Genomic DNA, 21,268 nt, shown 5'->3' with positions numbered 1-21,268 from the left:
GGCAACCTCTCACACCTTGAGTCGTGGGCAATCCCGCAAGGGACCGGTACTAAGGTCTTGGAGTGTAACCGAACAACTTTTGCGACACATAGGGTCATCTAAAGACCGATAAGTCAGTTTCGGTCACGCCACGCGCAAGGCTCCCCGCTTCTCTCTTTGCCCATGGGCCATCACGCAGTTACGCCCCGCACCCTTGGCTGCGTAGAGCGCCTGGTCGGCGGCCTTGAGCACTTCATCGGGGGTGCGGTGCTCGGGCTGGCGCTCGCACACGCCGACGCTGACCGTCACCGACACGCTGCCGCTGCCCGCCGTGCCGCGGCGCTGGCGACCCTGCTGGTCATCCTGCGGGCGGCTCTCCTGGTTGCGCAGCTGGATAGCGTAGTTGGCGATCATCTCGCGCACGGCTTCCAGGTGCGGGATGCACTCTTCCAGGGTCTTGCCAGCGAAAACCAGGCAGAACTCCTCGCCACCGTAGCGATAGGCGCGACCGCCGCCGGTGACCTTGGACAGTTTGCTCGCTACCAGGCGCAGCACCTGGTCGCCGACATCGTGGCCATGGGTGTCGTTGAATTTCTTGAAGTGGTCGACGTCGGTCATCGCCAGCACGTAGTTGCGCCCCAGGCGCTGCATGCGCTCGTTCAGCGCGCGTCGCCCGGGCAGGCCGGTCAGCTCGTCGCGGAAGGCCATCTGGTAGGCCTCGTGGGACACCGACGCAGCGATCATCAGCATCACCTGGCTGCACATGATGTTCAGGGTGAACGGCAGGATGAAGGTTTGCGGCAGCATCCAGAAGATCCCGACCAGGCCGATGATCTGCGCCGCATGCAAGGGCCGTGGCTCGCGCAGGTACTGCACCACGAGCACCACGAAGGCTAGGAAGAACACCGGGTAGGACATCTGGATCAGGCTCATCCACTGCCCATGCAGCGCCGGCCAGCGGATTTCCGCCAGCCAGTTCAGCAGTGCCTGCGGGTAACTCTGCTCCAGGCCCAGCGCCACGCTGCCCACCGCCAGCAGCACGGCGAAGCGCGCCACCATGTCCTGGAACAGATGGGTACGCTCCTGCCAGGCGCCGAACAGGGCGAACAGCATCGGCAGCAGCAGGCACACCAGGTGGAACACCACGGCCGCGTCCTCGCGCACGCGGCCGTGGTCGCGGTAGAAGTCGGTCTGGGTATCCAGCAGGTAGTAGGCGATGTACACGGTGATCATCAGGAACAGCTCGCGCTGCCGGCGATACACCGCGCAGTAGGCGCCGCCGAGCAGCAGCACCAGGGTGGGCAGGACGTTGAACAGCGAGGTGAAGAACACCGACAGATCGCGCACGTAGGCGGCGGCGAGCCCGGACAGCAGGAGGAAGGCCCCGGGGAGGAAGTGACTCAGGCGTACAGCAGACAAACGAAACAAGGGAACTCTCCGATCCAGCAGATCGATAATGTCATTGTGCCTTTACTGTATCGATAATGCACATGAATAGATGAAATTTTGGCGCCAATTTATTTAACGGCACCAAAGGGCTGGAGCTTGAAGCTCATTTGCTGGATCAATTCGCGGAGGTGTGGTGTCTGTACTGGCCTCATCGCTGGCAAGCCAGCTCCCACAATCCTGTGGGAGCTGGCTTGCCAGCGATGAGGCCATGAAGGTTTTCAAGGCGAAAAAAAACGCCTGCCGGTAAGGGCAGGCGTTTTTCGTTGAAGCGGATGACTCAGTACGCCAGGCCGAAGTGCTCTTCGTCCATTGCCATCAGGTTGTTCGCGCCCGAGAGCATGGTCGCCACATGGGTGCGGGTACGCGGCAGGATGCGCTGGAAGTAGAAGCGCGCGGTCTGCAGCTTAGCGGTGTAGAAAGCTTCCTCGCTGGTGCCGGCAGCCAGTTTCTCGGCCGCCAGGCGGGCGATGTCGGCCCAGAAGTAAGCCAGGCAGGCATAACCGGAGTACATCAGGTAGTCCACCGAGGCGGCACCCACTTCCTCGCGGTCCTTCATGGCGGCCATGCCGACCTTCATGGTCAGTTCGCCCCATTCCTTGTTCAGCGCGGCCAGCGGCTCGACGAACTCCTTGACGGCTTCGTTGCCTTCCTGGGCCTGGCAGAACTTGTGCACGATCTTGGTGAAGCCCTTCAGCGCTTCGCCCTGGGTCATCAGTACCTTGCGGCCCAGCAGGTCGAGGGCCTGGATGCCGGTGGTGCCTTCGTACAGCATGGAGATACGGCTGTCGCGTACGTTCTGCTCCATGCCCCACTCGGCGATGAAGCCGTGGCCGCCGTAGATCTGCACACCGTGGTTGGCCGCTTCGAAGCCGACTTCGGTCATGAACGCCTTGGCGATCGGGGTCATGAAGGCCAGCAGGGCGTCGGCCTTTTTCTTCTCTTCTTCGTCCTGGCTGTACTTGACGATGTCCACCTGCTTGGCGGTGAAGTAGACCATCGCCCGGTTACCTTCGGCGAAGGCTTTCATGGTCAGCAGCATGCGCCGCACGTCCGGGTGGACGATGATCGGGTCGGCCGCCTTGTCCGGCGCTTTCGGGCCGGTCAGCGAGCGCATCTGCAGGCGGTCGCGGGCATATTTCAGGCCACCCTGGAACGCCACCTCGGCGTGGGCCAGGCCTTGCAGCGCGGTACCCAGGCGAGCGGTGTTCATGAAGGTGAACATGCAGTTCAGGCCCTTGTTGGCCGGGCCGATCAGGAAGCCGGTGGCCGCGTCGAAGTTCATCACGCAGGTAGCGTTGCCGTGGATACCCATCTTGTGCTCGATGGAACCGCAGGTAACGGTGTTGCGCTCGCCCACCCCACCTTCGGCGTTCGGCAGGAACTTGGGCACGATGAACAGGGAGATGCCCTTGGTGCCGGCCGGTGCATCGGGCAGGCGGGCCAGGACGATATGGACGATGTTATCGGCCATGTCGTGCTCACCGGCGGAGATGAAGATCTTGGTGCCGGTAACCTTGTAGGAACCGTCGGCCTGGGGCTCGGCCTTGGTACGCAGCATGCCCAGGTCGGTACCGCAATGCGGTTCGGTCAGGCACATGGTGCCGGTCCATTCGCCGGTCACCAGCTTGCTCAGGTAGGTGTGCTGCTGTTCGGCGGTACCGTGGGCGGAAAGCGTGTTCATCGCGCCATGGGACAGGCCCGGGTACATGCCCCACGACCAGTTGGACTCGCCGACCATCTCGCTGATGGCCAGGCCCAGCGACTCCGGCAGGCCCTGGCCGCCGTGCTCGACGTCATGGGCCAGGCTCGGCCAGCCGCCTTCGACGAACTGCTTGTAGGCTTCCTTGAAGCCGGCCGGGGTCTTAACGCCGGATTCGCTCCAGGTGCAGCCTTCCAGGTCACCCACGCGGTTCAGCGGGGCCAGCACCTGCTCACAGAACTTGGCGCCCTCTTCGAGGATGGCGTCGACCATGTCCGGCGTGGCGTCCTGGCAACCCGGCAGGCTCTGATAGTGCGCTTCATAGCCGAGCAGTTCATCACGGACGAAACGAATATCACGCAAGGGGGCTTTGTAGTCAGGCATAGCGATGAACCTCTGCTGATGAATCCTGGTTGGGTTGAAAGACCACGCCGAGCAGTTCGGCCTTGGGGTCAAACGATTGTTTGAAACATACGTTTACGACCATGCCTTGTCAACACCCGGCCAATGACACTTCTGCCATCGTTCAGACGAACTACGAGCGTAGGAAAAGTCTTAGCAGCGGGTAGCCGAACGCCTGGCAGGAAAGCCAAGGCGCTGATGCATAAAGCGTAGGGGAGAAAGATGAAGCCTGAGGCGTCGCGCCTCAGGCGTAGGTATCGATCAAGGTGCCGAGCATTTCGTCCGATGCTTTGGCCACTTTGACACCGAGTTCAACCTGATGCTTGCCCAAGGCCTGCTCGACGCTGGCGGTGGCCATGTCCATCTGTTGGCTGCGATCCACGGCGCGCAGGCGCTCGGCCTGGAAATCGCTGGATTGACTGGTAGCAGACCGCTCCACGGTGTTATTGGCGATCTGGCTGGCGGCCTGGTCGACGCGCTGCTGTCCGGCCTGAATGGCGCCCAGGCCGGCATAAAATGCGGAACTGCCCGAGATTTCCATTTCGAAACTCCAGAAAAGAGGATGGCAATACAGTGGCCTATTGAAGCAGAGATAGGCAGGTATTGCCGTTGAAAAACACTAATGGGGTTGGCTGCTGCAATAGAGAGGAACTAGCAGACCGACTCAACCCCTTGTGGGAGCTGGCTTGCCAGCGATTGGGCCAGGCCTGACAACATCATTGCCCATGCCTGCCTCATCGCTGGCAAGCCAGCTCCCACAAGGGTCCGTGTCAGTCCAGCAGGTCGATCTGCAAATGCTCCGCCACCGCTTCCGCCGAGGCGATCTTCAACTTCGGCACCCGCCCCAGGCACGGTGCCGGCAAGCGTTCGGCCAGGCTGGCCAGGTTCTCTTCCAGCCGAGAGGTCCGCGGATCGACGATGTTCGCGACCCACCCCGCCAACTGCAGGCCATCCCGGGCGATTGCCTCGGCGCTGAGCAACGCATGGCTGATGCAGCCGAGCCGCACGCCCACCACAAGGATCACCGGCAGTTTCAGGGCGATCGCGAGGTCGGACAGATTGGCATGATGGGACAAAGGCACGCGCCAGCCGCCAGCACCTTCGATCAGGGTGAAATCCGCGCCCTGGGCCAACACCTCGCGCATCGGTCCGAGCAGGCCCGCCACACTCAGGTCGACGCCGGCCTCCCGCGCGGCCAGGTGCGGGGCAATGGCCGGTTCGAAAGCGAAGGGATTGATCCGCTCATAAGGCAACTTGACGGTGCTCTGTGCCATCAACGCGAGGGCGTCGCTGTTGCGCAGCCCCTTGGGCGTGACCTCGCAGCCCGAGGCCACCGGCTTGGCGCCCAGAGTGCTGAGCCCGGCCAGTTGCGCCGCGTGCAACAGCCCGGCGGCGACGGTGGTCTTGCCGACATCGGTGTCGGTTCCGGCGATGAAGTAGGCCGCGCTCATCTCACTCCCCTTCCGTCAGCGGCTTGCGCAAAACGCCATAGACCACCTGGTAGGTCGCCGGCAGGCCCTGCGCCTGGCGAAACCGCTCGTAAGCCTGCAGCAAGCCCTGCATCCGCGCCCGCCCGGTCAGCCCGGCGGGACGCCCGGGATTGAGGTTGTGCGCGCCAAGGGCCTTGAGTTCGTGGGTCAGGCTGCGCACATCAGGGTAGTGCAGCACATGGGGTTGCGCGTGCAGGTCGAGCACCTCCAGCCCGCTCGCGCCGCACAGGCGCTGATAATCCTCGAAGCGGCGGAAACGATTGACATGCACCAGGCCGTCCACCGCTTCCCAGCTCGACCGCAGCTCCTGCAAGGTACCCACGCACAGGCTGGAAAACGCCAGTACGCCGCCAGGTTGCAGCACCCGTCGCGCCTCGCCCAGCACGGCGCGAAAATCCGCGCACCATTGCACCGCAAGGCTGGAAAACACCAGGTCGGCGCAGGCCGGGCGCAGCGGCAGGCGCTCGGCATCGCCAGCGACGTGATACGCCGCGCCCCCTGCATCGCGGGCATGGCGCAGCATGCCTTCGGCGATATCCACCGCCACACCGACTCCCTCGGCATAACGCCCCTGCAACGCCCGGCTGAAGTACCCGGTACCGCTGCCGAGATCGATCCAGCAACGGGGCACCAGTTCCTGCGGCACACGCTCCAGCAACTGGCTGCCTACCGCCCGTTGCAGCTCGGCAACGCTGTCATAACTGGCGGCGGCACGGGAAAAGGACGCGGCAACCTGGCGCTTGTCGGGCAAGGCGCCGGGCAGGGCCGGTCGGGATAGATCAGTCATCGCCACTCTCATGCAGGAAGGTCTTGATATTGGCTGCCAGCTCTTGCGGATATTCGAGGATGAAAGCGTGGGAGGAACCCTCGACCAAGCCCACCTCGACATCCGGCAGCCATTCGCTAAGGGCCCGGGCAGCCTGGACGGGCACCAGCTCGTCGGAACCGGCGAACAGATGCAGTTGCGGCCCGGTGTAGGCCTGCAATGCCGCACGGGTGTCCAAGCGCCCGAGCACCTCCAGGCCCTTGACCAGCAGCACCGGGTCGGTATCGGGCACGCCGATGCCCAGTTGCCGCAGTACGCTGCGCGGCTCCTGGGCCCCCTCGCTGCACAGCGACTTGAAGCGCTTGAGCGTGACCGCCGTATGGCTGCGACAGCCGTCCACGAAGGTCTCGAAGGTGTCCGGCGGCATGCCGTCCGGCCAGTCGGCGCGGGCGACGAAGCTGAGGTTGCTGGCGAAGGTCAACAGCCCGCAACAGTGATCGCCACGCCGCGCCGCCAGCTCGGCAGCGAGCATGCCGCCCAGCGACCAGCCACCCAGCCAGGTGTCCTTGGGCAGCCTTCGGTCCAGTTCGTCGAGCCAGGCTTGCGGGTCGTCGCTGACCAGGCTGGGCAGGGCCGCCAGTTCGACCCGAAGTCCGGCATCCTGTGCCCTCAAGCTTGCCGCCAGCGGTTCCAGCGCGGCGCTGCCCAGGCCCCAGCCCGGCAGAAGAATCAGATGGTTACGCATCGACAGGCTCCAACAGCGGATAGCACTCGGCCAATGCATTCAACAATAGCTGGACCTGCGCGGCGCTGTGCGCAGCCGTTAGCGTTACACGCAAGCGGGCGCTGCCGGCGGGTACGGTGGGCGGACGGATGGCGGTGACCAGCAGGCCGCGCTCGCGCAACATCCGCGAAAGGTGCAGGGCGCGCCCGGCATCGCCGATCATGATCGGCTGGATCGGCGTGAAGCTGTCCATCAGCTCCAGCCCGATCGCTTCGGCGCCACCGCGGAACTGGGCGATCAGCGCAGCCAGGTGCTCGCGGCGCCAGTGCTCGTCGCGCAGCAGGGCCAGGCTTTTCAGGGTGGCGCAGGCCAGCGCCGGAGGCTGGCTGGTGGTGTAGATATAAGGACGAGCGAACTGCACCAGGCTTTCGATCAGATCCTCGCTGCCGGCGACGAAGGCGCCTGCGGTGCCGAAGGCCTTGCCCAGGGTGCCGACCAGCACCGGCAGCTCTTCCGGGCTCAAGCCGAAATGCTCGGCCACACCGCCGCCCTTGCGCCCCAAGGTACCGAAGCCATGGGCGTCATCGACCATCAGCCAGGCACCCTTGGCCCGGGCACGGTTGAGCAGCTCGGGCAGGTCGGCGATATCGCCGTCCATGCTGAAGACACCGTCGGTCACCACCAGGGTGTTGCCCTCGGCCTTGTCCAGGCGCTTGTCGAGGCTGTCGGCATTGTTGTGCAGGTAGCGGTTGAAACGCGCGCCGCTGAGCAGGCCGGCGTCCAGCAGGGACGCATGGTTGAGGCGGTCCTGCAGCACGGTGTCACCCTGCCCCACCAGCGCGGTGACAGCGCCGAGGTTGGCCATGTAGCCGGTGGTGAACAACAGCGCCCGCGGGCGTCCGGTGAACTCGGCCAGGGCTTCTTCCAGCTGGTGATGCGGGGTGCTGTGGCCGACCACCAGGTGCGAAGCGCCACCGCCCACGCCCCAGCGTTCGGCGCCGGCACGCCAGGCAGCGATCACCTCGGGGTGATTGGCCAGGCCCAGGTAGTCGTTGCTGCAGAAGGCCAGCAGCGATTGCCCGTCCACCACCACCTGCGGCCCCTGCGGACTCTGTAGCAACGGGCGCTGACGGTACAGGTCAGCGGCGCGCCGTTGTTCGAGGCGCGCGCGAAGATCGAAGCTCATGCAGGCCTCAGGCCGATGCGGCGTCGTAGAACAGTTCGCTGCTCTTCTGCTCGACCAGCGCCTGCTCGATGGCCGCCTGGTGCACCTCGTCGGCATGCTCCTCGCGGGCTTCGGGCTGGATACCGAGGCGGGCGAACAAGCGCATGTCCTTGTCGGCCTGGGGGTTGGCGGTGGTCAGCAGCTTCTCGCCATAGAAGATCGAGTTGGCGCCGGCCATGAAGGCCAGCGCCTGCATCTGCTCGTTCATCTGCTCACGCCCGGCGGACAGGCGCACATGGGACTGCGGCATGAGGATCCGCGCCACTGCGAGCATGCGGATGAAATCGAACGGATCGACCTCCTCGGCGTTTTCCAGCGGCGTGCCGGCGACCTTGACCAGCATGTTGATCGGTACCGACTCGGGATGCTCCGGCAGGTTGGCCAGCTGGATCAGCAGGCCGGCGCGGTCATCCAGCGACTCGCCCATGCCGAGGATGCCGCCGGAACAGATCTTCATCCCGGCGTCGCGCACATAGGCCAGGGTTTGCAAGCGCTCGGCGTAGGTGCGTGTGGTGATGATGTTGCCGTAGAACTCCGGCGAGGTATCGAGGTTGTGGTTGTAGTAGTCGAGGCCGGCGTCGGCCAGGGCCTGGGTCTGCTCCTGGTCAAGGCGGCCGAGGGTCATGCAGGTTTCCAGACCCATGGCCTTGACGCCCTTGACCATCTCCAGCACGTAGGGCATGTCCTTGGCCGACGGGTGTTTCCACGCCGCGCCCATGCAGAAGCGGGTGGAACCGATAGCCTTGGCCCGGGCGGCTTCCTCCAGCACCTTCTGCACTTCCATCAGTTTCTGCTTGTCCAGGCCGGTGTTGTAGTGACCGGACTGCGGACAATATTTGCAATCTTCCGGGCAGGCACCGGTCTTGATCGACAGCAGGGTGGAAACCTGGACGCGATTGGGGTCGAAATGCGCCCGATGCACCGACTGCGCCTGGAACAGCAGGTCGTTGAACGGCTGCTGGAACAGGGCTTTGACTTCGGCCAGGGACCAGTCGTGACGAAGCGTTGCAGTTGTGCTGGCGCTCATGGGTGTTTCCTTGTTTAGGCTTGTACTGGCGCCGGGATCGGATTGCCCGCCAGCGCATCACGGATAGTCCGCATAGTTAAGGAAGGCCCATGCGCTGTCAACCCGCACCTAAACAGAAGGTTTACATCTGCTCAAATAACAACCAGCCCTGCCTTTTATGCGACGAAGCGTCCGAGCAGGCTCAGCCCATCTGTATGCCCTGTGAAAGTGAATTGCCGTGGCTGGATGAACAGTGCCGGGTATGCGCCCTGCCCCTGCCGATCGACGGCCTGCTCTGCACCCAGTGCGCGCGACGGCGTCCAGTGTTCAGGCGGGTGCTGGTGCCGTGGCACTACGGATTTCCGCTGGATGCCCTGATCACCCGTTTCAAGCACCAGCGCCAATGGCCGCTGGGCCGGTTGCTGGCGCAGATGCTCGGCAACTGGCTGGCCCATCGTTTCGCCGAAGGGCTGCCACGCCCGGCCCTGCTGCTGCCGGTGCCGATGGCCAGGCAACGTTTGCGCCAGCGCGGCTACAACCAGGCCGCGATGCTTGGCCAGTGGATCGCGGCGCAGCTGTCGATTTCCTGCGACCCTGAATTACTGAGCCGCCCTGTCGAGACCATCGCGCAACAGGAACTGGATGCCCGAGCGCGCAGGCGCAACCTCGCCAATGCCTTCGCCATCGTCCGGCCCGAAGCCGTCGAAGGCCTGCATGTGGCCCTGGTGGACGACGTCATGACCACCGGCGCCACCGCCCAGGCCCTGGCCCGGCTGTTGCGCGATGCCGGCGCGGCGCGGGTGGACGTCTATTGCCTGGCACGTACGCCGCGCCCCGGCAACGCTTGACTTGGCAGGGTCAGGCAGGCACTTTCCTGCCGATCATCGCCAGCTTTGGTACCGGTCCCCATGTCACTGCCCACGCCCCTGTCCCAGCACATCGTCCGTCGCCCGCAACGCATCGCCCTGTTGCAGCACATCGATGAGCAAGGCTCCATCACGCGGGCCGCCAAGGCAGCGGGGATGAGTTACAAGGCCGCCTGGGATGCCATCGACGAACTCAACAACCTGGCCGCCCGGCCATTGGTGGAGAGAAGCGCCGGGGGCCGTGGCGGTGGTGGCGCTCAGCTGTCGGACGAAGGCCGGCGGGTGCTGCGCCTGTACCAGCGTTTGCAGATTCTTCAGGCGCAGGTCCTCGAGGAAGCCGAAGACAGCGGCGACCTCGACCTGATCGGGCGCCTGATGCTGCGCACGAGCGCGCGTAACCAGCTGCACGGGCAGGTCACTGCCATCCACCCGCAGGGCCGCAACGACACCATCGAACTGACCCTGCCCGGCGACCTGCGCATCCAGGCGCAGATCACTCGCGACAGCACCCAGCGCCTGGAACTGCAGATCGGCACCACCGTGGTCGCCTTGATAAAGGCCGGCTGGCTGCAGCTGGCCACCCGCGACGCTGCGGTCACGCATGGCAGCAACTGCCTGGAAGCGCGCATCGACGAGGTGCAGGAAGATCCCCACGGCGCCAGCGAACTGCGCCTGAGCCTGGGCAGCGGACAGACCCTGTGCGCGTTTGCCGAGCAGGACTGGCTGAACACCCACAGCCTTGGCGTCGGAAGCTTCGTACAGGTCACCTTCCTTCCTACCTACGTTCTTCTCGGAACACCCGCCTGAAAAACGCCACAAAACTGTCATAGGGCCTGATTAAGGTGACTGCCACGAACCGCAGGGAGCCTGACATGAACCTATTAGAAGAAAACCAGCCGACCGACCTCGAGCAACTGGTCGGCCTCAGCCGTCGCCGTTTCATCGGTGCCGGAGCCTTGTGTGGAGCGGCGCTGTTTCTCGGCGGCAACCTGCTGAGCCGCAGCGTGCTGGCCAACAGTGTGAGCGCCGCGTCCGGCAGCCCGTTGCTCGGTTTCAGCGCGATTGCTTCCTCCACCGCCGACGGCATCAGCCTGCCGCCGGGCTACAAGGCTTCGGTGTTGATCAGCTGGGGCCAGCCCCTACATCCCGGAGCGCCGGCTTTCGACCCGTCCGGCAAGGGCACGGCCAAGGCCCAGGAAATGCAGTTCGGCGACAACAACGACGGCATGAGCCTGTTCCCCTTCCCGGGCGATGAAAACCGCGCGCTGATGGCGATCAACAACGAGTACACCAACTACCGCTACCTGTTCGATCACGGCGGCCAGCCGGCCAATGCCGAAGACGTGCACAAGGCCCAGGCGGCCGAAGGTGTGTCGGTGATCGAAGTGCAGCGCAACAACGGCCAATGGCAGTTCGTCCAGGATTCCCGGTACAACCGGCGCATCCACGGCAACACACCGATGCGCATGAGCGGCCCGGCGGCCGGCGATGCCTGGCTGCGCACCGCCGCCGACAACAGCGGCAGCAAGGTCCTCGGCACCTTCCAGAACTGCGCCAACGGCAAGACGCCCTGGGGCACCTACCTGACCTGCGAAGAAAACTTCACCGATTGCTTCGGCAGCAGCGATCCGCAGCAGGCCTTCGATGCAGGGCAGAAGCGCTATGGTGCCTCGGTGACGGGCAAGGAGGTCGGCTGGCACCAGCACGACCCGCGCTTCGACCTGGCGAAAAACCCCAACGAGTTGAACCGCCATGGCTGGGTGGTGGAAATCGATCCGTTCGATCCGCAGTCCACACCGGTCAAGCGCACCGCCCTCGGCCGTTTCAAGCACGAAAACGCAGCACTGGGCGAAACCCGCGACGGCCGCGCCGTGGTGTACATGGGCGACGATGAGCGCGGCGAGTTTATCTACAAGTTCATCAGCCGCGAGCGCATCGACCACAAGAACCCCACCGCCAATCGCAACCTGCTGGACCACGGCACCTTGTACGTGGCCCGTTTCGACGATGGCGACGGCAACCCCGGGCACCCGAAGGGCAAGGGCCAGTGGCTGGAACTCACCCACGGCAAGAACGGCCTCAACGCAGCCGCCGGTTTCGCCAGCCAGGCGCAGGTCCTGATCCACGCGCGCCTGGCCGCCAGCGTGCTGAAGGCCACGCGCATGGACCGTCCGGAATGGATCGTGGTCAGCCCGAAGGACGGGCAGGTCTATTGCACCCTCACCAACAACGTCAAGCGCGGTGAAGAAGGCCAGCCGGTAGGCGGTCCAAATCCGCGGGAGAAGAACGTCTACGGACAAATCCTGCGCTGGCGCGAAACAGGGGATGACCATGGCTCGATGACCTTCGACTGGGATCTCTTCGTGGTCGCCGGCAATCCGCAGGTGCATCCTGGAACGGCCAAAGGCGGCTCGGGCAACGTCACCGTACAGAACATGTTCAACAGCCCCGACGGCCTGGGCTTCGACCCGGACGGCCGGCTGTGGATCCTCACCGACGGCGACTACAGCAATGCCGGGGATTTTGCCGGCATGGGCAACAACCAGATGCTCTGCGCCGATCCGGCGACCGGGGAGATCCGCCGCTTCATGGTCGGGCCGGTGGCTTGCGAGGTGACCGGGATCGCCTTTGCGCCGGACCAGAAGACCCTGTTCGTCGGCATCCAGCACCCGGGCGAAACCGGCGGCTCGACCTTCCCCGAGCACCTGCCCAATGGCAAGCCACGGTCGTCGGTAATGGCGATTACCCGGGACGATGGCGGCATCATCGGCGCCTGACACAAAGGACTGGTTAACACAAAACCTTGTGGGAGCTGGCAAGCCAGCTCGCACAAGGTTCTCTGAATGCCTTGAGAATTGGACCTCTCCAGGAAACACCCCCTGGGTTACCATGCCGGAATCGATGCGGCCCTTTTTTCCTCGCCGCACAGCCGGAGTCGCGCATGTCCCACCCCTTCGATACCCTCACCCCCGATCTGGTCCTGGATGCCATCGAAAGCCAGGACCTGCTCAGCGATGCCCGCGTGCTGGCATTGAACAGCTACGAGAACCGGGTGTACCAGGTCGGCATCGAAGACGCCGAGCCGGTGATCGCCAAGTTCTACCGCCCCGGCCGCTGGAGCGATGCCGCCATCCTCGAGGAACATGCCTTCACCGCCGAACTGGCCGGGTGCGAAGTGCCCGTGGTCGCCCCGCTGCTGCATAACGGCAAGACCCTGTTCGAACACGCCGGTTTCCGCTTTGCGCTGTTCCCCCGTCGTGGCGGTCGTGCGCCGGAGCCAGGCAATCTCGACCAGCTCTATCGCCTCGGCCAGTTGCTCGGCCGCCTGCATGCGGTCGGTGCCAGCCGTCCTTTTGTCGAGCGCGAAAGCCTCGCTGTGGATAACTTTGGTCATGCCTCACTGAGCACCCTGCTGGAAGGCGACTTCGTGCCGAAAAGCCTGCTTCCGGCCTTCGAATCCGTGGCACGCGACCTGCTCAAGCGCATCGAGGCCATCTACGCCCGCACCCCGCACCAGCAGATCCGCCTGCACGGCGACTGCCACCCCGGCAACCTGATGTGCCGCGACGAGGTATTCCATATCGTCGACCTCGACGACTGTCGCATGGGCCCCGCAGTCCAGGACCTGTGGATGATGCTCGCTGGCAGCCGCGAAGAGCGCCTCGGCCAGCTCGCCGAGCTAATGGACGGCTACAACGAATTCCACGATTTCGATCCCCGCGAGCTGGCCTTGATCGAACCCCTGCGCGGCCTGCGCCTTTTGCACTACAGCGCCTGGCTGGCGCGGCGCTGGGACGATCCGGCGTTCCCGCGCAGCTTCCCCTGGTTCGGCCAGGAGCGCTATTGGGGCGACCAGATCCTGGCGTTGCGCGAGCAGTGCGCGGCACTGGACGAAGAGCCACTCAAATTGTTCTAGAAGCGGCAGGACCTCTGTCTACAATAGCCGCGCAACCCGTTAGCCCAAGCAAGGATCATCATGACTGCCGCCAACCCGCGCCGCGGGTACATTCTCGGCCTGACCGCCTACATCATCTGGGGCCTGTTCCCCATCTACTTCAAGCTCCTGCAAAGCGTCCCGGCGGTGGAAATCATCGTCCACCGGGTGCTGTGGTCGGCGCTGTTCGGCGCGGCGTTGCTGCTGGTCTGGAAACACCCCGGCTGGTGGCGCGAACTGCGCGAGAACCCGCGGCGCCTGGCCATCCTGGCCCTGAGCGGTTCGTTGATCGCCTTCAACTGGCTGACCTACGTCTGGGCGGTGAACAACGGGCGCATGCTCGAAGCCAGCCTCGGCTACTACATCAACCCGCTGGTCAACGTGTTGCTGGGCATGCTCCTGCTCGGTGAGCGCCTGCGCCGCCTGCAATGGGTCGCGGTGGGCCTGGCGGCAGCGGGGGTGGCGCAGCAGGTGTGGCAAGTGGGCAGCCTGCCCTGGGTATCGCTGGCCCTGGCCCTGAGCTTCGGTTTCTATGGGTTGATCCGCAAGCAGGCGCCTGTAGCGGCCTTGCCCGGCCTTGTAGTGGAAACCTGGATGCTGGTGCCGATCGCCATCGGCTGGCTCCTGCTCAACCCGATGGCCAGCAGCGCCCAGCCGGAGTTCTATACCACCAGCCAGGCGTTGTGGCTGATGGCTGCCGGGCCGGTGACCCTGGTGCCGCTGGTCAGCTTCAACGCAGCGGCCCGCCACCTGCCCTATACCACCCTGGGCTTCCTGCAGTACCTGGCGCCGACCCTGGTGCTGCTGCAGGCGGTGCTGCTGTTCGACGAGCACCTGTCGAGCAGCACCCTGGTTGCGTTCATGTTTATCTGGGCCGGCCTGGCCCTGTACAGCGTCGATGCCTGGCTGAGCCTGCGCAAGCGCGCCTGATCAAAAAACGATCAAGCCGCTACAGGCCACGTGATTCGTGGCCTGTAGCAACCTCTCCCAAGGTTATCCACATCCTCATCCCCGCGCTTTGTGCACAAGCCGCTGATTTCTGGCGGTTTTTTGCTCAATCCTTGGGAAGCTTTGATCCACGTGGCCTGCACGTCGCAGCCCCCAGCTTATCCACAGGGCGATCCACGCGAAAACGGGATAAGTGCCTGGGGATAACCTACTCCTCCGGACGCAGTTCCAGCTCGACCATGAGGTCGTCGGCCAGCTCTTCAAGGCGCACCTGCAGGCCGTCCAGCGACAGGGTCAGCGGTACCGCAAGCAGGGCCTCGGCATGGAACAGCGGCTCGCTGCTCATGGGGCCGGGCGCACGTCGGTACTCAAGCGCTCGACATTGACGCCCTGTTCGGCCAGCAGACGGGTGATATCGCGGACGATCCCGGGCCTGTCATTGCCCACCAGGCTCATGGCAATCGGCTTCCATGAACAGGATGGCTCGATCCCGCTTTCCGCGATCAACACGCGAATGCCGCGCTCGCCCAGGGCCTGCAGGGCGTCGACCAGTTCATCATGGGACTCGGCCGGCACGGCAATGCGCAGGATCCCGGCGAACTGCCCGGCCATCCGCGACATGCGGCTTTCCAGCCAATTGCCGTTATGCTCGGCGATGGTTTGGGCGATACGCTCGACCTGCCCGGCCTTGTCGGCGGCAATGACGGTAAGAACAAGATGGTTCACGCGGACGACCCTCTGCAATACCCGTGGAAACGCCGCTGGCAGCATGGCGTCGGGTCAGTATAGGCAAGGCGCGGCAACCTGCCGCAGAGGAACGGAAAAGCGAATCGTGTACTGTTTTAAGATTTATCTGGAACAATCCACACGTTTTTTGCGAACATATCCCTTCCCAGCGTGACCCCATGCGACCAAACGGTCGCAGAACGACGTATTTAGTCTAATTTTCACATGCGCAGCGCATCATGTAGTATGCCGCAGCGTGGACTACAAAACGTTCCGATCGATGTCTGCCAAGCGCCTGTGAAAATGCGCAACCGCCCTCCAGCCAGCCTGGCGGGCCGCATCCAGTCGCCCGTCAGGGCATGTCCTGGTGCCGTGTTTAGAGAAGCGCGCAAGGCATAAATAGAAAAGCGATATAGCTGAGCAGAGTGAGGCAAGCAATGACTGAACACGTTCAAGTCGGTGGCCTTCAGGTCGCCAAAGTCCTGTTCGACTTCGTGAACAACGAAGCGATTCCCGGAACCGGCGTCAGCGCCGAGAAGTTCTGGGCAGGTGCGGAAAAGATCATCAACGACCTCGCTCCAAAGAACAAAGCCCTGCTGAGCAAACGCGACACCCTGCAAGCGCAGATCGATGCCTGGCACCAGGCGCGCAAAGGCCAGGCCCATGACGCCGCGGCCTACAAGGCTTTCCTTCAGGAAATTGGTTATCTGCTGCCAGAAGCGTCGGATTTCCAGGTGTCCACCCAGAATGTCGACGAAGAAATCGCCGTGATGGCCGGCCCGCAGCTGGTGGTCCCGGTCATGAACGCCCGTTTCGCCCTGAACGCCTCGAACGCCCGCTGGGGCTCGCTGTACGACGCGCTGTACGGCACCGATGCCATCAGCGAAGAAGGCGGCGCCGAAAAGGGCAAGGGCTACAACAAGGTCCGCGGCGACAAGGTCATCGCCTTCGCCCGCGCCTTCCTCGACGAATCCGCGCCACTGGCCGCCGGCTCCCACGTCGATGCCACCCGCTACAGCATCGAAGGCGGCAAACTCATCGTCGCCCTCAAGGGTGGCAGCAACAGCGGCCTGCGTGACGACGCGCAACTGATCGGCTTCCAGGGCCAGGCCAGCGAGCCGACCGGCATCCTGCTCAAGCACAACGACCTGCACTTCGAAATCCAGATCGACCCGACCACCCCGGTCGGTCAGACCGACGCCGCCGGCGTGAAGGACATCCTGGTCGAAGCCGCCCTGACCACCATCATGGACTGCGAAGACTCGGTCGCCGCCGTGGACGCCGACGACAAGGTCGTGGTCTACCGCAACTGGCTGGGCCTGATGAAGGGCGACCTGGCGGAAAGCGTAAGCAAGAACGGCCAGACCTTCACCCGCACCATGAACCCGGACCGCGAGTACACCGCGCCGAACGGTGGCACTGTCACTCTGCACGGTCGTTCGCTGCTGTTCGTGCGCAACGTCGGTCACCTGATGACCATCGACGCGATCCTCGACAAGGACGGTAACGAAGTGCCCGAGGGCATCCTCGACGGCCTGGTCACCAACCTCGCGGCGATGCACAACCTGAACGGCAACACCTCGCGCAAGAACAGCCGCAAGGGTTCGGTGTACATCGTCAAGCCGAAGATGCACGGCCCGGAAGAAGCCGCGTTCACCAACGAGCTGTTCGGCCGCATCGAAGACATGCTGGGCCTGCCGCACAACACCCTGAAAGTCGGGATCATGGACGAGGAGCGCCGCACCACGGTCAACCTCAAGGCATGCATCAAGGCCGCCAGCGAGCGCGTGGTGTTCATCAACACTGGCTTCCTCGACCGTACCGGCGACGAGATCCACACCTCCATGGAAGCCGGCGCGATGGTGCGCAAGGGTGCCATGAAGGCGCAGAAATGGATCGGCGCCTACGAAAACTCCAACGTCGATATCGGCCTGGCCACCGGCCTGCAAGGCCGTGCCCAGATCGGCAAGGGCATGTGGGCCATGCCGGACCTGATGGCCGACATGCTGGAGCAGAAGATCGCCCACCCGCTGGCCGGTGCCAACACCGCCTGGGTACCGTCGCCGACCGCTGCGGCCCTGCACGTGCTGCATTACCACAAGGTCAACGTCAAGGAACGCCAGGCCGAACTGGCCAAGCGTGCCCCGGCGTCCGTGGACGATATCCTGACCATCCCGCTGGCACCGGACACCAACTGGTCCGCCGAGGAAATCCGCAACGAGCTGGACAACAATGCCCAGGGCATCCTCGGCTACGTGGTGCGCTGGATCGACCAGGGCGTGGGTTGTTCGAAGGTGCCGGACATCAACGATGTCGGCCTGATGGAAGACCGCGCCACATTGCGCATCTCCGCCCAGTTGCTGGCCAACTGGCTGCGACATGGCGTGGTGACCGAAGCGCAGGTAGTGGAAGGCCTGAAGCGCATGGCGCCGGTGGTGGACAAGCAGAACGCCAACGACCCGCTGTACCGCCCGATGGCACCGGACTTCGACAACAACATCGCCTTCCAGGCGGCGGTCGAGCTGGTAGTGGAAGGTGCCAGGCAGCCGAACGGCTACACCGAGCCGGTGCTGCATCGTCGTCGTCGCGAGTACAAGGCGCGTAACGGCCTGTAAGTGCTGTACAGGCCAGACATCGATGGTGTCTGGCCTGGCCTCATCGCTGGCAAGCCAGCTCCCACAGGGACTGCATGCACCGCAAAACCTGTGGGAGCTGGCTTGCCAGCGATTAGGCCATCCCCAGCAACAAATTCTTCTCAGGAAATCCCCAGCTCCCGCCGCACCAACTCCATCAATTTCCCCACCTCGATCGGCTTGAGCAGGAAGTCCACGACGCTCAGGTGCATCGCGGTGATCGCATCCTGCACCCCGGCATCCCCGGAAATGATGATGATCGGCAGCTCCGCCCGCTCCGACTCGCGCACCTTGCCGATCAGTTCCAGGCCATCGAAGGGCCCCATTCGCAAATCGGTGACCAGCAATCCGATGCGCCGGTCGCGCAGGATCGTCTTCAATGCCTCGCGCGCATCGGTCAGGGCAAGGCATTCGATGCCTTCGGCCTGGAGGTACTGGGCCAGCAACTCGCTGGCGTCTTCATCATCATCGACGACCAGCACTTTCTGCGGCCGGGCGGGCGGTGCGGACACTTCCGCCAGGGCCTCGCGCTCTGCGTCGCTCAGTAAATCGTCGTGGTCAGGCATGGGCATCTCATTGGTTCCAGAGCACGCAAAAGCTTATTTATCAAGTTCAGACCGCAAACAGAGCGCTTGCAACCTGCATTTCGTCGGCGCCCTAGACTTACGTCCAATGGGCACCCGGCCCTTGCACATCCGACCATGGCGGCAATAACAACAATCGGTTTCGCCCACGAGACCCCGAGACGGTGCCGTTGATGAGCAAAATGGACGCGTTCGACCAGGCCGGTAAAACCGCGGTAATGCAGAACATCCAGGGGACCATGCAGTTCCTGCAGCGCTTTCCGCCGTTCAACCAGATGGAAAACGCCCATCTGGCGTACCTGGTGGAACAGTGCCAGCTGCGCTTCTACGCCGCCGGGGACAGCATCATCAAACCCGCCGACGGCCCCGTCGAGCACTTCTTCATCGTCAAGCAAGGCCGCGTGGTCGGCGAGCGCACCCATGTGGTCAAGGGCGGCACGGAAACCACCTTCGAAATCACCCGCGGCGAATGCTTCCCGCTGGCCGCCCTGCTCGGCGAAAGGGCTACCCGCACCGAGCATATCGCCGGCGAGGACACCTTCTGCCTGCAACTGAACAAGGCCGCCTTTATCCGCCTGTTCGCCCTGTCCGATGTGTTTCGGGATTTTTCCCTGCGTGGCGTGAGCAGCCTGCTCGACCAGGTCAACCAGCAGGTCCAGCGCCGTGCCGTGGAAACCCTGGGCAACCAGTATTCACTCAACACCCGCCTCGGTGAACTGGCGATGCGTCATCCGGTGGTCTGCACGCCGGCAACCAGCCTGCGCGAAGCGGTGCGGATGATGGATGAGAGCCAGGTCGGCAGCATCGTGATCGTCGATGAGCAGCGCTTTCCGGTGGGCATCTTTACCTTGCGCGACCTGCGCCAGGTGGTGGCGCGCGCCGAAACCGACCTTGACTCGGCGGTGTCCGGACACATGACGGCCTCGCCCTTCTACCTGCCGCCCCAGGCCAGCGCCTTCGATGCCGCCATTGCCATGACCGAGCGCCACATCGCCCACGTCTGCCTGGTGGAAGACCGCCGCCTGTGCGGCGTGGTTTCCGAGCGCGACCTGTTTTCCCTGCAACGGGTCGATCTGGTCCACCTGGCCCGCACCATCCGCAGCGCGCCGCGCCTGGACAACCTGGTCGCCCTGCGCGGCGAGATCGGCCAGTTGGTGGAGCGCATGCTGGCCCACGGCGCCTCCTCGACCCAGATCACCCACATCATCACCCTGCTCAACGACCACACCGTATGCCGGGTGATCGAGCTGGCGATCGAGGACAAGGGCGATCCCGGCGTGCCTTTCTCCTGGCTGTGCTTCGGCAGCGAAGGCCGCCGCGAACAGACACTGCACACCGACCAGGACAACGGCATCCTTTTCGAGGCGAAGGACGCGGTGGAAGCCGCCGCGATCCGCGAGCGCCTGCTGCCCCTGGCCCAGCGCATCAACCAGGACCTGGCGCAATGCGGTTTCAGCCTGTGCAAGGGCAACATCATGGCCGGCAACCCGGAGCTGTGCCTGTCGCGCAGCGAATGGGCCCGGCGCTTCTCGGCGTTCATCCGCGAGGCGACCCCGGAAAACCTGCTGGCCTCAAGCATCTATTTTGACCTGCGGGTGGTCTGGGGCGATGGCCGGGGCTGCGAGCAACTGCGCCACGGCATCCTTGAACAGGTCGCCGACAACCGCCTGTTCCAGCGCATGATGGCCGACAACGCGCTTCGCCAGAAACCGCCGGTGGGCCGCTTCCGCGAATTCGTCCTGACCCGCAGCGGCAATGACAAGGCCGCCACCCTCGACCTCAAGGTTCAGGGCCTGACGCCTTTCGTCGATGGCGCACGCCTGCTGGCCCTGGCCCACGGCATCAGCGCCAACAACACCCTGGAGCGCCTGCGCCAACTGGTGGAAAAAGAGGTGATCGACCCACTGGACGGTGGTGCCTTCGAAGAGGCGTATCACTTCATCCAGCAGACCCGCATGCAGCAGCACCAGATCCAGACCCGGCAGAACCTGCCCTACTCCAACCGCGTCGATCCGGATGATCTGAACGACCTGGACCGGCGCATCCTGCGTGAATCCCTGCGGCAGGCCCAGCGCCTGCAAAGCAGCCTGGCGCTGCGGTACCAGTTATGAGCCTGTTTGCCTGGCTGCGTCCCGCCCAACCCACCCTGCCGGACGACCAGCGCCAGCGCCTGGCCCGGCTGGCTGCCGCTCCCGTACTGGACGAGCGGCCCCTGCGCCAGCAGCGCTGGTGGTGCTGGACCTGGAAACCAGCGGCCTCAACCTTAACCGCGACCAGGTGTTGTCCATCGGTGCTGTGGTGATCGAGGACGGCGCCATCGACTTCGGCCAGCAATTCGAACGTACCCTGCACCGTCACGACCACAAGCTTGCGCCCAGCGTGCTGATCCACGGCCTGGCGCCCAGCGCTATCGCCGCGGGGTGCGATCCGGCGCAAGCCTTGCTGGACCTTATGGAGTTCATCGGCGACAGCCCGCTGCTGGCTTTCCACGCCGGGTTCGACCAACGCATGCTGGGCCGCGCACTCAAGGACAGCCTCGGCTACAAGCTCCAGCACCCGTTCATGGATGTCGCCGAACTGGCACCGCTGCTCAACCCGGACGTTGTGCTACGGGACGCCGGGCTCGATGACTGGATCGCTCATTTCGGCCTGCAGGTCGAGGAACGCCACAACGCCAGCGCCGATGCCCAGGTTACTGCCGAAATCGCCTTGATCCTGTTCAGCCAGGCCCGGCGCCAGTTGCTCGACAGTCCGCGGCAACTGGAACAGCGCCTGCAAGGCTGGCGGCGCAAGCGCCAGCAGCATCACGGTTTGTAAGACCTTTCCCGGAAAGACCG

The 21,268-nt window shown here is 64.2% G+C and carries 16 protein-coding genes and 2 pseudogenes; 8 read left to right on the top strand and 10 right to left on the bottom strand.

The features are described 5' to 3' along the window. Positions 1–123 precede the first annotated feature (123 nt). From CSV86_RS28335 to bioB, 8 genes are all read right to left on the bottom strand, one after another. Complete coding sequence (locus tag CSV86_RS28335) at positions 124–1,407, bottom strand: GGDEF domain-containing protein (RefSeq protein ID WP_037061636.1); 1,284 nt, start codon at positions 1,405–1,407, stop codon at positions 124–126. A 298-nt stretch (positions 1,408–1,705) separates the two neighbouring features. Further along, entirely contained in the window at positions 1,706–3,511 is a 1,806-nt protein-coding gene (locus tag CSV86_RS28330; RefSeq protein ID WP_009404195.1) for a phenylacyl-CoA dehydrogenase, read from the bottom strand. Positions 3,512–3,773: 262 nt separating this feature from the next. Continuing rightward, positions 3,774–4,070 (bottom strand): hypothetical protein, encoded by a 297-nt coding sequence (locus tag CSV86_RS28325; protein WP_009404193.1) that lies wholly within the window; start codon positions 4,068–4,070, stop codon positions 3,774–3,776. 229 nt (positions 4,071–4,299) lie between these two features. After that, positions 4,300–4,980 carry a dethiobiotin synthase gene (bioD, locus tag CSV86_RS28320; protein WP_009404191.1) on the bottom strand — a complete coding sequence of 227 codons (681 nt, stop codon included), beginning with the start codon at positions 4,978–4,980 and terminating at the stop codon, positions 4,300–4,302. A 1-nt stretch (position 4,981) separates the two neighbouring features. Then, positions 4,982–5,806 (bottom strand): malonyl-ACP O-methyltransferase BioC, encoded by an 825-nt coding sequence (gene bioC, locus CSV86_RS28315; protein ID WP_009404189.1) that lies wholly within the window; start codon positions 5,804–5,806, stop codon positions 4,982–4,984. Continuing rightward, positions 5,799–6,530, bottom strand: coding sequence for an alpha/beta fold hydrolase (locus CSV86_RS28310; protein ID WP_009404187.1), 732 nt, complete (start codon positions 6,528–6,530; stop codon positions 5,799–5,801). Before CSV86_RS28310 ends, bioC begins: the two co-directional genes overlap by 8 nt. After that, entirely contained in the window at positions 6,523–7,695 is a 1,173-nt protein-coding gene (gene bioF / locus CSV86_RS28305) for an 8-amino-7-oxononanoate synthase (RefSeq protein WP_009404185.1), read from the bottom strand. Before bioF ends, CSV86_RS28310 begins: the two co-directional genes overlap by 8 nt. Before the next feature lie 7 nt (positions 7,696–7,702). Next, complete coding sequence (gene bioB, locus CSV86_RS28300) at positions 7,703–8,761, bottom strand: biotin synthase BioB (protein ID WP_009404184.1); 1,059 nt, start codon at positions 8,759–8,761, stop codon at positions 7,703–7,705. Positions 8,762–8,850: 89 nt separating this feature from the next. On the opposite strand from bioB, the gene CSV86_RS28295 reads away from it, so the two are divergent. The 5 genes from CSV86_RS28295 (at position 8,851) to rarD (ending at position 14,470) form a co-directional block, all read left to right on the top strand. Continuing rightward, entirely contained in the window at positions 8,851–9,588 is a 738-nt protein-coding gene (locus tag CSV86_RS28295; protein WP_037061634.1) for a ComFC family protein, read from the top strand. A gap of 60 nt (positions 9,589–9,648) precedes the next feature. Then, positions 9,649–10,413 carry a TOBE domain-containing protein gene (locus CSV86_RS28290; RefSeq protein ID WP_009404180.1) on the top strand — a complete coding sequence of 255 codons (765 nt, stop codon included), beginning with the start codon at positions 9,649–9,651 and terminating at the stop codon, positions 10,411–10,413. A 65-nt stretch (positions 10,414–10,478) separates the two neighbouring features. Continuing rightward, positions 10,479–12,383: a PhoX family protein gene (locus CSV86_RS28285; RefSeq protein ID WP_009404178.1), complete on the top strand. Its 1,905-nt coding sequence runs from the start codon at positions 10,479–10,481 to the stop codon at positions 12,381–12,383. Between the two features lie 164 nt (positions 12,384–12,547). Further along, positions 12,548–13,522, top strand: a complete 975-nt coding sequence (locus CSV86_RS28280) for an SrkA family protein kinase (protein ID WP_009404175.1) — start codon at positions 12,548–12,550, stop codon at positions 13,520–13,522. Positions 13,523–13,582: 60 nt separating this feature from the next. Next, entirely contained in the window at positions 13,583–14,470 is an 888-nt protein-coding gene (rarD, locus tag CSV86_RS28275; RefSeq protein WP_009404173.1) for an EamA family transporter RarD, read from the top strand. Positions 14,471–14,696: 226 nt separating this feature from the next. Here rarD and CSV86_RS28270 read toward each other — a convergent pair. After that, positions 14,697–15,214: pseudogene (locus CSV86_RS28270) on the bottom strand (glycine cleavage system transcriptional repressor). 437 nt (positions 15,215–15,651) lie between these two features. Here CSV86_RS28270 and CSV86_RS28265 point away from each other — a divergent pair. Next, positions 15,652–17,829, top strand: coding sequence for a malate synthase G (locus CSV86_RS28265; protein ID WP_009404170.1), 2,178 nt, complete (start codon positions 15,652–15,654; stop codon positions 17,827–17,829). Between the two features lie 140 nt (positions 17,830–17,969). On the opposite strand, the gene CSV86_RS28260 is transcribed toward CSV86_RS28265, so the two are convergent. Next, positions 17,970–18,413 (bottom strand): response regulator, encoded by a 444-nt coding sequence (locus tag CSV86_RS28260; RefSeq protein ID WP_037061633.1) that lies wholly within the window; start codon positions 18,411–18,413, stop codon positions 17,970–17,972. 191 nt (positions 18,414–18,604) lie between these two features. On the opposite strand from CSV86_RS28260, the gene CSV86_RS28255 reads away from it, so the two are divergent. Beyond that, complete coding sequence (locus CSV86_RS28255) at positions 18,605–20,542, top strand: DUF294 nucleotidyltransferase-like domain-containing protein (RefSeq protein ID WP_009404167.1); 1,938 nt, start codon at positions 18,605–18,607, stop codon at positions 20,540–20,542. Beyond that, positions 20,539–21,248 (top strand): annotated as a pseudogene (locus tag CSV86_RS28250) (3'-5' exonuclease). The gene CSV86_RS28255 and the pseudogene CSV86_RS28250 overlap by 4 nt, the downstream one beginning before the upstream one ends. Positions 21,249–21,268: the final 20 nt, after the last annotated feature.

The sequence above is a fragment of the Pseudomonas bharatica CSV86 genome (genome assembly GCF_000319305.2).
Taxonomy (GTDB): Bacteria; Pseudomonadota; Gammaproteobacteria; order Pseudomonadales; family Pseudomonadaceae; genus Aquipseudomonas; species Aquipseudomonas bharatica.
The sequence above is the reverse complement of the archived record's forward strand: the minus strand, read 5'-3'. Positions and strand labels throughout refer to the sequence as shown.